The sequence below is a fragment of the Escherichia sp. E10V5 genome (assembly GCF_004212315.1).
In the GTDB taxonomy this organism is placed as follows: domain Bacteria; phylum Pseudomonadota; class Gammaproteobacteria; order Enterobacterales; family Enterobacteriaceae; genus Escherichia.
Window position 1 is genome coordinate 1 of sequence record NZ_RHJM01000018.1, and the last position, 13,208, is coordinate 13,208.

Sequence of the window (13,208 nt, forward strand, 5' to 3'; positions counted from 1 at the left end):
TGAATTACCGATCCACTACATACATTCAGAGGCGGCCATCTCCAGCGCCTGGCGGGAGAACAGGTTAAGCCGTTTTACCAGCGTAGGAAGATCAATCTGGATCATAAACGTCCTTATCGAAGTAATTTGTTTAGCTGGTGCAGAATGTCCTGCGTCTGGCTGTCCAGCCGCAGCAGATAGAACAGGTAAAACAACGCCAGCACGACAACGCCACCACAAAAAATATGTTTAATGGTCAGGCGACTGATTAACTGATAACGCCCGCCCTGGGTTTTTTTGTCCAGGTGTAACAGCGGGAAAGGGGCATCGCCGCGCAGTTTATGCAGGACGTGGTACAGGCGGCGGTAGATCTGCTCAAATTCCCCCTGATCTTGTGCTGCCACTTTGTAACGCCCGCGAAAACCCAGAGAAAAACAGAGCCAGAGAAATTCAAGCAGATCCTGGTAACGTTTGGGTTCACGGATCAGGCGCTCCAGCAGGATGAAAACCTTCTCGCCACCCCAAGCTTCATTATGGAAATGGACCAGCAACGACTGTTTGATCCACTCGTTCTTGTTGGACCAGCCGTTACCGAGCGCCGCTTCATCAATAAAAGTGCAGAGGATGTAGCGAAACGAGATAATCACGCCCGGTTCGTAGCCCTGCTCCTGAAGCAGTTGCTCCACCGCCTGAACATCCGTCACCACCTGAGCAAACAGATGCTCCGGCATCGTCTGGCTGTTCATGGTTGAAAGACGCATCACCATACCGAGGAGGGGCGTGGCCGCGTCGATCATCGGATTCAGGCTATTGCCACGAAGTGCAAGATGATAGTCACGCAGGCCTTTTTCGACGTGTCTGGTAAATGGTGGCAGAGACAGTGACCCTTCATCCATCGTCTTACCCTCTGATCGCCCACAGTTGCATATTCAGGTCCGGGAAACTGCCGGACACATGCAGTGCAACAGCACCTGCGGCAGCCATTTCTGCCCAGGCCTGGCCACTCTTGTCGAGTTCGAAATAGCTGAACCCAGAATGGTAAGGAAGCTGGCGGGGAGCCACCATCAAGGCACGCAATGGAATTCCGGGTATCTGCACACTGACCATATTGCGGATTTTTTCCGGCGAGGAAATTTTCGACTGCTGGATAAACTGGCGCTGGATCTGATCGACGGGCATATTTGCCGCCACGGCCAGCACAAAGGTGGCAGACTGTAGCAGTTCTGTGTCATGAACATCGGCCTGCCAGATGCCGTCACGCAGATGCAGCGGCAGATTGACCGCTCTTGGCGACAGTACTGTATGCAGAGCCCGCTTGACTTCCGGTAACAGTGTTTTAAATGTTTTGGTCAGGTCATGATGATCATACACATCAAGCGGGCAGGGCAGGCGTGACGGCTCGGTAAACGTCATCAGTTCTCCCAGTAACCCGGCAAGATCAAGGTAGAAATCTTCCGGATGGAGCTGGGATCGGCGGGCGCGATGGGTAAACCGGGTCTGGTTACGGTTAAGCAACTGCAACATCATAAATTCCGCCACATCTGCAATGCCGCTCTGCGCCGGAGAGCCTATGCGGTTTGCCAGATCGCTTGCCCGTCCGCCAATGGCCCCCTGTACTTCTTTCAGATAAACACGCAGCCTCTTACTGACCTGAATATTCTGGCAGGAGGGTATAAAATCGTCATCCAGCGTCAGGGAACCGTCGGCATGGCGATCGCTGATTCGGCAAAGCGGGAGCGTAATATAGGCGCTCATATCTTCCGCACCGCTCATAATGCGCGGCGTCAGTTGTCCCAACGTCAGTGTTCGCGCGTCACCTTCTTCTGAATGCAGATCCCGGACATCGGCATAATTCAGCCGGTAACGCCCGATTCGTCGCCCGTCGCTGATTTCATTTCTCACATCACTGGCGACTGGCAGAGCGAGGTAAATATTGCGGCTTTTTTCGTCCGGAAAATTTTGCGGGTGTAGTGGATCGGGTAGGGCGTCCTGGTCAGGGATGGAGAAGACGGTGCCGTCAGGCAACATGCCTGACGCACTGTCAATCATGACCTTACCCTGCGATAGCAGTTCATTGTTGAGGGAGAGTTCAGTAAATCCCCAGGATAAATCATTAATGGCCCGGAAACGCTGGTTATCCAGGTAGTTGTTGTAACGCTGCTGTTGCTGGAAATGGTGTGGGCGCATCAGCATCCCTTCCTGCCATATCACCTTGTTGCGGGTGGTTGCCATAATTATTCATCCTCTTTTTTCATTTCGATGCTGCTTTGACGGACATGCACCAGCAGGCGGTAATGGTGGCCGGTTCCTTCCACCGTCTCGATTTGTTTCCATTCAGTGGCCTGGTCATCGGAGAAATAGGCCACGACACCAATAAACTGCGTTTTCTCATCCAGCTTTACCGGCGGCAGGGTTTTTATGGTGTCCGGCAACAGGTTGAAATCCTGGTGGTCGATATAGTTTTTACCCAGCACATCCGGTAGCGGCGTACTGGCTATCTGGTCATAGTCTGCTGCCTGTAATTTTGAGTCGTCAGTGAGGTACACCAGTTGCACGTCCACGGCGGCTGGTTCACCCTCCGCATTGGTATTGGTGTCCGGTTCGGTCAGCAGGGTGACGGTTATTTCCGACGGTTGTTCCTTCAGGCTCCCGACCTGGATATCCGGGTTTTTGATCACCTCACTGATTTTTTTCGCCGTTTCGCAGCCGGTTAATATGACGCACATCAGCACGCAGGCCAGAAACGCCTTCCTGTTCATGCTTCCGGCTCCCGCTGTTTTTCACGAAGCACCCGGTCATAGACCTGGGCGTAGACCTCGTTAAACAGCATCTCAAACCCCTGCTGGCGATCGGAGGCCAGTTCTTGGTAATAATGGCTGTACATTTGCCATGCTCCGGCATCATCCAGCGGCTGGCGCAGTTCATGGCTGCGGCGGTACTGCACAAAGCGTCGCATCAGATTTTGTGGTGAGAAAGCGTCCAGCAGGACACAAAGCGACTCCACAATCGCCGCCCGGTTTGCCTCTTCGTGGTGGCGAACATTGCGCAGGCTTTCACTGACGGCGGCGGGAGCCGCCAGATGTACCGGGCTTTTACCTTCGGCAAACATCACGTCGAGCGCGGTGGCGTAATCCATGTTCAGGCGCAGCGGGTTATCTTCCAGCGGGCGCAAATGTTTGTCTGAGAGGCTGTTACGCTGCTGCTGCAAATCAAGCAGACCTTTTATTGCGGCCTGTAACGTTCGTCCGGCCTCTTCCAGAAAATCATCCGCATCGTCGGAATTGCTCACGGTAAGCGAGCCGCCGAGACCGCGCAGTAAGGGGGTGACCGCAAGGTGGCGTTGCGCCATTTCTGCCGGAGAGACGTCATCATTACGATCGCCGGGGCTGGCATAAATGGGCGGCAGATCCATAAACGGAGTATTGATCCCACCATTACTTGCCGGATCAGACAGCGGTGCCGATGGCCGGACAGCCGCAATGCCTGAAAGCGGATCGCCCGTGGTTATCAAGCTTTCGGACTGAAGTGCCTGGAGTGGATCGGCAGAAAAACCGTTTACCACGGTGTCTGCAAGCTGGTGCCGGTGAGTCATTCCCGGATAGTGTGGTGCGCCTTCCGTTGACAGCAGGGTATCCGTGAGCATATCGCGATTGGTTACAATGGTTTCGGGAGTGGCCATTTCCTCATCGTAATGGGGGATATCTCCCCGGTTCAGATGAACCCTCACCATCAGTCGCCCGATCTGGATCTCATCGCCCTGGCGCAGCTGTATCAGGTCTGATGTTGCTGTGACTTTTGCCTGGTTCAGCCACAGTTGTGCCGTCTGCGGGCGCAGACAAAATGTGCCATCGAGCAGGATAACAGTAAAAGCCTGAGCCGGAATGCTCTGCTGACGATCCTGCACCGACCAGTGGCATTCGGGGCCATGGCCGACATTTCCCTGCTGTGTGAACAGACAGCGTGCCGCCCGCCCGCTTTCCAGCTCACTGCCGTTAATGACCTGCAATGAAAGCGTCTGTAATTTCTCTTCCGGCATATTCTGCTCCGTGATTATCATAATTTACGACCGTACCCTGATGGTGACTGAGGGGCGTTCTTCCGGTGTGCCGAGGAAGCTGGTCCAGCCCAGCAGCGCACTTTTGTTATCGCCCAGGCGCATTGCACCCACCTGCTCCGGCGCCAGCCCCAGATGTAAGTCCCAGGCAAGTTGATCGCGCAGAATGAATGACACAAACATCGTCAGTGGCAGGAAGTTTTCGCCGGACGGCAGAAAAGAGAGGAACTGTTTTCGGGTCAGACGGGTAATACTGAGCTGGAATTTTCCGCTGAGATCGGGCACCCGTGTACCCAGAACAAAGTTGCCCAACACCGATCTTCCGGCCAGTTTTTCGCCATTTTTAAGCGAATAGCTCCCCAGGCTGTTTTGCTGATCCGGTTCAATATCCACCTTGCGACGTTGCCAGTTTTGCAGCGTCACTTCTGACAAATCAAAGCAGTGGGACACCAGGCCGCAGATAATTTCCGGGGAGCGTCCCGGATTGGCCAGGATCCCGGAATACGCCAGCATTTTACTGTGATTAATCGCCAGCTTATCGCGAAGCTGGCGATTACCCAGCCCGACAAGGGAGTACATGCGCTGCGAGAACGCATCCACACCGCCGTTACGAAAACTGACGTGATAGCGGTACTTGCGCCAGATATGCCAGACAAACTGAGTCAGGCGGTGGCTGAACATATCCAGAAAATCGCCCACCGGGCTTTGTTCATGTACCGCTTTCCAGGCCAGTTGATCAAGGTAATAACCGGGGAGAGGCGACTGGCTCCCCTGTAACCCCATAAAGGTGGTGGTCATCCTGAATACCCCTGACGTATCCCGTTTCAGCAAACTGATATCACTCAGGGGAAACGCAAGGCTGGCGTCGGCGCTGAAACGCAGGATTTCCTGTGTCGGATCATCGCGCAGGGATAATTCCGGTGTCCCCTTTTCCCCCTGTGCCAGGCGGTGCAACAACTCCGCCATCGCAAAAAAATTGTAAGAGCAGGCGTTATGGAGAACCTGCGCCAGCGGATCATTCTGCTCTTTATCTGCCAGGGGATTTCCCGGACTCAGATAAGAGGATGCTGCCCGGTTCTTTCCGTCCATTTCCATGTCTCCTGGCTTTCAGTGTTCACAACGGTCAGCATGTGGAATGAATTGACGCTGGCATACAGCGAAAGAAAGTGCGAAAGCACCGTACCGAGCAGATACATTTCCCCTTCACAGACAAACGGCTCCGGATGCAGATACAGCGTTGAGGCCAGCCCTCGAACGGGAATACCCGTAAACAGGCGATCAATGGGGCGGGTCTCAAGACGCTCAATGGCATCCAGCTTTTGTTGTGACAACCGCGCCGTCTGCGGATGATGGATTGCGTAGCGATCAAAGTTGGCGATGACCTGCTTCAGCGCGTCCGTATCCAGTAATGACAGATAATTCAGGTTCATGGCGGAGAGCAGGGACCAGTGCAGGCTGCCATCAATGACTGGCCAGAGTGGTTGCGTCGGGCGGGTAATGTTGCGAAATGAAGCGACTGCCGCATTTTTACCGGCTGTGCCGGTGATATCACCGGAACGAAGCTGTGACGGAAGCTCCCGGTTGGTACAGGTTAGCGTTACCGAAACCACTTCATTACTGAGTAGCGATTCGTCTGACGGATAACTCCCATCAGCATGTATAAAAGCAAGGGTATGATCAAAGCCGCGATGGAACAGGGATGTTTTGGTCCGGTGATGCCAGTACACTACTTCCCGCTTCCGGCTGTATTCCATCTGATGGCTGAAACTTTCAAAGGCAGGCCACTGGCGTACGGCCTGCGTCGAAACAGGACGTCCCAGATCTTTTTTCCTGAACATATCCTGGACCTGGCTCACCACACTGTTAACGGAAAAAACATCGTAATGTTCCGGGTAATGGCGGCTGGGAACCAGCGGATAGTCTGCCCGCCGATTGTCCAGCGTGATGGCTTCTGCATGGTGGATAAATAAATTAATGGCAGGTGCGCAATACAGGCGCAGGGAATCGCGGCGCAGCCGGATGTCCACGGGCAAAGGGCGTGAAAAACGCAGTTGCAGGGTAAAGGATTCAGCCTGCAATCCGTCAGGCAAAGCCGGACAGCCACAAAGATCAAAAAAGAGAAACGCATCCGGGTAACAGAAATACTCCTGAAGGATCCGGTAGCCGCTATGGACGTTTTTCGGCCACGGCAGCATGGCATCCTGCGGCTCAAAACCGACAGCTTTCAGCATAAACTCAGGCAGGCGAATATGCTGTTCACCCACAGTCAGGTCGGCACCCTGCAAGTATTCACAGAACCATAAATAAAGCTGGTCACGGGTATAGTTGTCGTCATTGCTGAGCCAGAAGCGAAGTTTGTTCAGATCCAGCGTGCGGAAGTCCGTTCCCGATGTGACCGAAAAGGTGATGTTGATAACACCATTACGGGGCGTACTGCGGTTTTCAATCTGCTCCAGGCGAACGGGCAACAGCCAGATATCCCGGCAGAGGGTGAAGGTACAGGGAGGCGGCTCTTCCTTTTTAGCATCGGAGGGCAGCACTTCATCGACTCTGATTTCCCCTGCGTTGGTTGTAAACTGCTCATTACGGGGGATTAACACCGGCACAGAAGACTTATCCATATCCTGCGTATATTCAATAAGGGTCATTGCCGGAACCGGACGCAGGTAATTAGGCCACAGCATCTTAATAAGCCCATGCGTCAGTTCTGGGAATTCATCCTCAATTTTCTGGCGGAGATTGCCGGTAAGAAAAGCCACGCCTTCCAGCAGGCGTTCAATATCCGGATCCGCATCTTTTTCGGCCAGGAAGCGGGCCAGATGGGGTTTTTCCGTTGCCAGCAGCTTGCTGAGCTGGCGCAGGTAATCGAGTTCTTCCCGGAAATAGCGTTCTTCAAATTCCATTTGTCAGTCCACCAGGTAATGCTGGCTGCCATTCGGTGCCATATCAAATTCAAGCACTTCATGTGTTTCGTTAAATGTCACCCAGGCTGAAATATGAAACGTCATATCCAGCGGGCTGGCGGCGGATGAAACCACAGCCTGCACTTCAGCGTGTGAGATCCGGGGTTCATAGCGTTCTATACATTGCGCGATGGCCCGACTCATTGATTCGCGGAAGTTTTCAGCTTCTTCCGGTTCATCAATGCCCAGTTCAGGCGCCCCCCGGCAACTACCGGACCGGGTATTAAAAATGTTTCGTAGGTTCTGGCGAATGGATTGCCTGAGCGAATGAATACTGCCTCCCTGCCGGTTTCTGGCCGAAGAGGCTTCCATACGCTCAAAAAGAGAACCTGTGGTTCTTTCCCGATCCGGTATCATGGTGTGTTACTCCCTGTCTAACCGGCCAACCAAGGAAAGCTCAAAGTTTGCCCCCATAAATTTAAAATGTGGCCTTACGCTCAGTGCAACCTGATACCATCCGGGTTCGCCTTCCACATCCATAACTTCAACTCTGGCGGCGCGCAGAGGTTTACGACTGCGCACGTCTGCTGGTGGGTTTTCCTGGTCGGCAACATACTGACGGATCCAGGTATTCAGCTCCCTCTCTAAGTCGCTTCTTTCTTTCCATGACCCGAGTTGTTCACGCTGCAACACCTTGATGTAGTGCGCTAACCGGTTGATGATGAAGAGATAAGGAAGCTGCGTACCCAGCTTATAGTTGGTTTCTGCATCTTTTCCCGGAAAGTGTTTCGGTTTTTGTACCGAATTTGCTGAGAAAAAGGCTGCATTATCAGAGTCTTTACGCATGGTTAGGGTAATAAACCCTTCTTCAGCTAGTTCAAATTCACGGCGATCGGTGATCAGCACCTCGGTTGGGATTTTGGCCTGAATTTGACCCATCGTTTCGAACAGATGTACCGGCAGATCTTTCACTGCGCCGCCGCTTTGCTGACCGATGATATTTGGACACCAGCGGTATTTGGCAAAACTGTCAGCGACATTGCATGCCAGCATCCAGGCCGTATTACCCCACAGATAATCTTCGTGGTTCTGGCTGACATCTTCGTGATAGTTAAAGTTCTTAACAGGGTTATCTGTTGGTGACCAGGGTTGGCGAAGCAGGAAGCGGGGTGCCGTAAGCCCTAAATAACGCGAATCTTCAGAGTCACGAAGGGCTCGCCATTTGGTATAGGCCGGACCTTCAAAGATGGCATAAAGATCTTTGATATTAGGCAGTTCGGTCCAAGAGTTCAGCCCCATAAATTCCGGGGAAACGGAGGACAGGAACGGTGCGTGCGCCATTGCGCCCACGGCACTGACGTATTGCAGCAGCTTCATGTCTGGCGCGGTATTTTTAAACTCGTAAGCGCCCAGCACGGTAGCGATGGGTTCACCACCAAACTGTCCGAATCCAGACGAATAAACATGTTTATAAAATCCGGATTGAATAATTTCTGGTGCAAACTCAAAGTCTTCCAGAAGCTCCTGTTTGGTGACATGAAGCACGTTGACCTTGATGTTTTCACGGAAATCAACGCGATCCACCATGGTTTTCAGTGAGCGCCAGAACGACTCTACCTGCTGAAATGTAGGCGCATGGATGATGGTATCCATCTGGCGACTGATGCGTTCATCAATATCTGCAATCATGCTGTCCACGGCCAGTTTATTGACCGGTTCGTCAGGTGTGGTGGATTGCAGGATGCTGCTAATAAAGGCTGTCACGCCCTGGCGGGCAACGTCATAAACTTCCGAGCCGGGCTGAATGCGGGTCTGCGCCATGATTTGATCAAGCAGCGACGGCGCCTGATCTACCTGACTGGAAACAAGTTCCTCTTCCTGTAAAGACATACTGAAAATCCTTCTGTTTTGCTGTGTTTCTGTAACCGGGTTCGAACCTTCAGTGAAGTACGCACCGTCAGTACAGCACGCTCTGCTGAAGCTCACAAAGATGGATAAGGTCATCCATTAGGTCACTGATACGGCGATCCAGTTTTATAGTCAGCGCATCCACGTCATCTTGGTTTAATTCACCTGTCTGACTGAAGCATACCAGGTACATTGCACACCGTATTTCTTCGTTAGACAGGGAAGTGACCCACAGATATTTTTGTGTGCCGCCATGTCTGGATAACCCCGTTTTAATGAAATTTTTGGGGTTATTTCCCGCTCACCAAGCCGATTTCTTTTAGCAACTGTTCGCGGGATTCCTCATTTTCCAGCAATGCCTGGATTTGTGTACGGAAGGCAGGAAGGTTACCCATCGGCCCTTTCAGCGCAGTAAGCGCTTCACGCAGTTCCAGCAATTTGTTTACTTCCGGAACCTGTCGAGCCACGCTATCTGGTGAAAAATCATCCAGTGACTTGATGTTCAGCGCCACATTCAGTTCATCACCAGTTCTACTTTCCTTAAGCGTGGCGGGGACAATGAAATTGAGGTCAATGTTTGCTTCGGCCATCACCGCGCCAAAATTGTGTTTGTTAATGGAAACAGCCTGGCGTTCATCCAAAGGGGATGTCTCTTGCGTATTTCCGGTATCGCCGACAACGAGCATGTTGAGCGGAAGCTCTACTTCAGCCGTCTGACCGTCCGTTTTGGGGACATACGATATATTTATGCGCTCGCGAGGCGCGACGCTGCCTTCAAATTTTTTGCTCATAAAAGTGATCCGTCATGTTGTCTCGTACAGACCATGAATACAGCATATTTGTACCGAAAAAATATCGACAATGCCGTACTAATGGCGGTTAAAATAAATTCACCACTCCTTAATTGCCCCGCATTTTACGCTTAAAAATAAATAATAAAAGGACTTTTTATCATTCACAAATAAGGGTATTCTGCGATAAATAAATACATTCTATAAGCATTGATTATCCATGTCAGGCATATCATGGGATTTGTAAAAATAAATTAAAATTCACATGTATTTGATATTGTTAAATTTTTTATTAAAACATAAGTAATATTAATGTTTTTGTGTTTATATATTTACCTCATGATTAAAAGAGTGGTTTTTTAAGGAATATCTCAGAAACTATCAAAATGATAAATTCTAAATGGGTAAGTGAGATATTTATTAATGATACAGCTTTGCCTTTTAATAGAGATGATGACAGGCCTTGGTCATTTGAGCATGGCTATCAAATCATATAACCAGTGTTACCTATTTAGCTCTTGGATGATTGAAACGGATTTTTTTACAGCAGCCGTGAATTCAAATTCGGTTTGTATGTGAAAAGTACAGAAAAATGATGTAGTTCCAGAGTGAGCGACATCTGCCTGTCGTGGCTATCGATAGGTTATTGTAAGTGTTAACTAACGAATTTTACAAGGAGTTTACAAATGCCAACCCCATGTTACATTTCGATTGCGGGCCAGACCCAGGGGAACATCACTGCTGGTGCTTTTACTGCTGATTCCGTCGGCAATATCTACGTGCAAGGCCACGAAGATGAAATGTTAGTCCAGGAGTTTCTTCATAACGTTACTGTCCCGACAGATCCTCAGTCCGGTCAGCCTGCGGGTCAGCGTGCTCACAAGCCGTTCATTTTTACCGTGGCGCTGAACAAAGCTGTTCCGCTGATGTACAACGCACTGGCCTCCGGCGAAATGCTGCCAACCACTGAACTTCACTGGTGGCGTACCTCTGTGGAAGGCAAACAGGAGCATTATTTCACCACCCGCCTGACCGATTCGACGATTGTCGATATGAAACTGCATATGCCGCATTGCCAGGATCCGGCGAAACGCGAGTTCACCCAGTTGCTCGAAGTTTCACTGGCCTACCGCAAAATTGAGTGGGAACACGTCAAATCCGGCACCTCCGGTGCTGACGACTGGCGCGCACCGCTGGAAGCATAAGTTAAGCCAACAGCATCCGGGACCGGGTGCTGTTTTTGTTACGCCGTAAAAGAAAGGTTTTCAGTAATGAGTTGTGTTCACAGGAGATGGCGGATGCCGGAAACTTCGGCGGTAGCGTGCATGAACGCATGCGTAATATTGTACTGTCACAGCCGCTTTAACAGCGAACTGTCTGTTTTTCCTTAATCCCGGAGGTTGCTATGTCAACCGGATTACGTTTCACACTGGAAGTGGACGGCCTGCCACCGGATGCTTTTGCGGTGGTTTCCTTTCATCTCACCCAGTCACTCTCTTCACTTTTTTCCCTCGATCTCTCTCTGGTCAGCCAGCAGTTTCTCTCCCTTGAATTTCAGCAAATACTGGACAAAATGGCCTACCTGACGATATGGCAGGGCGATGACGTACAGCGCCGGGTGAAAGGTGTAGTGACCTGGTTTGAACTGGGGGAGAACGACAAAAACCAGATGCTGTACAGCATGAAGGTATGCCCGCCGCTGTGGCGCACAGGGCTGCGCCAGAACTTCCGTATCTTCCAGAATGAAGACATCGAAAGCATCCTCGCTACGATCCTGAAGGAAAACGGTGTGACGGAGTGGAGTCCGCTGTTCAGCGAGCCGCATCCTTCCCGTGAATTTTGTGTCCAGTACGGTGAAACTGATTACGATTTCCTGTGCCGGATGGCGGCGGAGGAAGGCATCTTCTTTTATGAGGAGCACGCGCAAAAAAGTACCGACCAGAGCCTGGTCCTGTGCGACACCGTGCGTTATCTGCCGGAGTCCTTTGAGATCCCCTGGAATCCGAACACCCGCACCGAAGTGAGCACCCTCTGCATCAGCCAGTTCCGCTACAGCGCACAAATCCGTCCTTCCTCCGTAGTGACCAAAGACTACACCTTTAAACGACCCGGCTGGGCAGGGCGTTTTGACCAGGAAGGCCAGCACCAGGATTACCAGCGCACGCAGTATGAAGTGTATGACTACCCCGGTCGTTACAAGGGTGCCCACGGGCAGAACTTTGCCCGCTGGCAAATGGACGGCTGGCGAAACAATGCAGAAGTGGCGCGCGGAACAAGCCGTTCTCCGGAGATATGGCCGGGACGGCGAATTGTGCTGACGGGGCATCCGCAGGCGAACCTGAACCGGGAATGGCAGGTGGTGGCAAGTGAACTGCACGGCGAGCAGCCGCAGGCGGTGCCGGGACGCAGTGGTTCGGGTACCACGCTGAATAACCACTTTGCGGTAATACCGGCAGACAGAACATGGCGACCACAGCCGTTGCTGAAACCGCTGGTGGATGGCCCGCAGAGCGCCGTCGTGACAGGACCGGCAGGCGAGGAAATCTTCTGTGATGAACATGGCCGCGTGCGGGTGAAATTTAACTGGGACCGCTATAACCCGTCAAACCAGGACAGTTCATGCTGGATCCGTGTGGCACAGGCGTGGGCAGGTGCCGGGTTTGGCAACCTGGCGATACCGCGTGTGGGCCAGGAGGTCATTGTGGACTTCCTCAACGGCGATCCGGACCAGCCGATCATTATGGGGCGCACCTACCACCAGGAAAACCGCACCCCCGGCAGCCTGCCGGGAACAAAGACGCAGATGACCATTCGTTCGAAAACCTATAAGGGCAGCGGGTTTAATGAACTGAAGTTTGACGATGCGACAGGGAAAGAACAGGTCTACATCCACGCGCAGAAGAACATGAACACCGAGGTGCTGAATAACCGCACCACTGATGTGATAAACAACCATGTGGAAACCATCGGCAACAATCAGGTGATTGCGGTTACCAACAACCAAATACAGACGGTGGGCGTTAATCAGATAGAGAAGGTAGGCAGTAACCAGATTATCAACGTGGGTTCTGTCCAGGCGGAAACCGTTGGACTTGTTCGTGCGCTGACCGTAGGTGTGGCGTACCAGACGACGGTAGGAGGCATTATGAATACCTCGGTGGCGCTGATGCAATCCTCGCAGATCGGTTTGCATAAATCGTTGATGGTCGGGCTGGGTTATGACGTCAAAGTCGGAAATAACGTTACCTTTACCGTTGGTAAAACGAAAAAGGATGATACCGGGCAGACCGCGATTTACTCCGCCGGTGAACATCTGGAACTCTGCTGTGGTAAGGCAAGGCTGGTGCTGACGAAGGACGGTCAAATTTTTCTCAATGGCACAAAAATTCATTTGCAGGGCAAGGAGCAGGTTAATGGTGATTCACTGTTGATTAACTGGAACTGTGCAGCCTCGAAAGCCCCACCGAAGACTCCCGATGAAAAACAGGATACGCCGGATATGAGAGAGTACTGATCCCGTACCTGTTCGGTATTCAGTAACAAACCAGCATTAAAAACAAATAGCAGAAGGAA

Annotated in this window: 11 protein-coding genes; 2 read left to right on the top strand and 9 right to left on the bottom strand. The window is 51.8% G+C overall.

The window, feature by feature from the left end; all coding sequences use genetic code 11:
- Window positions 1-113 precede the first annotated feature (113 nt).
- The 9 genes from icmH to tssB all read right to left on the bottom strand — a co-directional run bounded on the left by icmH (window position 114) and on the right by tssB (window position 9,635).
- Window positions 114-875, bottom strand: coding sequence for a type IVB secretion system protein IcmH/DotU (gene icmH, locus D9738_RS13925; protein ID WP_130260445.1), 762 nt, complete (start codon window positions 873-875; stop codon window positions 114-116).
- Between the two features lie 4 nt (window positions 876-879).
- Window positions 880-2,211, bottom strand: a complete 1,332-nt coding sequence (gene tssK, locus D9738_RS13930; protein WP_130260446.1) for a type VI secretion system baseplate subunit TssK — start codon at window positions 2,209-2,211, stop codon at window positions 880-882.
- Between the two features lie 2 nt (window positions 2,212-2,213).
- Window positions 2,214-2,738 (bottom strand): type VI secretion system lipoprotein TssJ, encoded by a 525-nt coding sequence (gene tssJ / locus D9738_RS13935; RefSeq protein WP_130260447.1) that lies wholly within the window; start codon window positions 2,736-2,738, stop codon window positions 2,214-2,216.
- Window positions 2,735-4,015: a type VI secretion system-associated FHA domain protein TagH gene (tagH, locus tag D9738_RS13940; protein ID WP_130260448.1), complete on the bottom strand. Its 1,281-nt coding sequence runs from the start codon at window positions 4,013-4,015 to the stop codon at window positions 2,735-2,737. Before tagH ends, tssJ begins: the two co-directional genes overlap by 4 nt.
- Before the next feature lie 24 nt (window positions 4,016-4,039).
- Window positions 4,040-5,122: a type VI secretion system baseplate subunit TssG gene (tssG, locus tag D9738_RS13945; protein ID WP_130260449.1), complete on the bottom strand. Its 1,083-nt coding sequence runs from the start codon at window positions 5,120-5,122 to the stop codon at window positions 4,040-4,042.
- A complete protein-coding gene (gene tssF, locus D9738_RS13950; RefSeq protein WP_130260450.1) occupies window positions 5,086-6,936 on the bottom strand; it encodes a type VI secretion system baseplate subunit TssF in 1,851 nt (616 codons plus the stop codon). Before tssF ends, tssG begins: the two co-directional genes overlap by 37 nt.
- Before the next feature lie 3 nt (window positions 6,937-6,939).
- Complete coding sequence (gene tssE, locus D9738_RS13955) at window positions 6,940-7,353, bottom strand: type VI secretion system baseplate subunit TssE (protein ID WP_130260451.1); 414 nt, start codon at window positions 7,351-7,353, stop codon at window positions 6,940-6,942.
- A gap of 6 nt (window positions 7,354-7,359) precedes the next feature.
- On the bottom strand, window positions 7,360-8,826 hold the full coding sequence (gene tssC, locus D9738_RS13960) for a type VI secretion system contractile sheath large subunit (RefSeq protein WP_130260452.1): 1,467 nt from the start codon (window positions 8,824-8,826) through the stop codon (window positions 7,360-7,362).
- Between the two features lie 308 nt (window positions 8,827-9,134).
- On the bottom strand, window positions 9,135-9,635 hold the full coding sequence (tssB, locus tag D9738_RS13970; RefSeq protein WP_130260453.1) for a type VI secretion system contractile sheath small subunit: 501 nt from the start codon (window positions 9,633-9,635) through the stop codon (window positions 9,135-9,137).
- Between the two features lie 686 nt (window positions 9,636-10,321).
- On the opposite strand from tssB, the gene D9738_RS13975 reads away from it, so the two are divergent.
- Window positions 10,322-10,840, top strand: coding sequence for an Hcp family type VI secretion system effector (locus D9738_RS13975; RefSeq protein ID WP_130260454.1), 519 nt, complete (start codon window positions 10,322-10,324; stop codon window positions 10,838-10,840).
- 200 nt (window positions 10,841-11,040) lie between these two features.
- Window positions 11,041-13,149, top strand: coding sequence for a type VI secretion system tip protein VgrG (locus D9738_RS13980; RefSeq protein WP_130260455.1), 2,109 nt, complete (start codon window positions 11,041-11,043; stop codon window positions 13,147-13,149).
- Window positions 13,150-13,208: the final 59 nt, after the last annotated feature.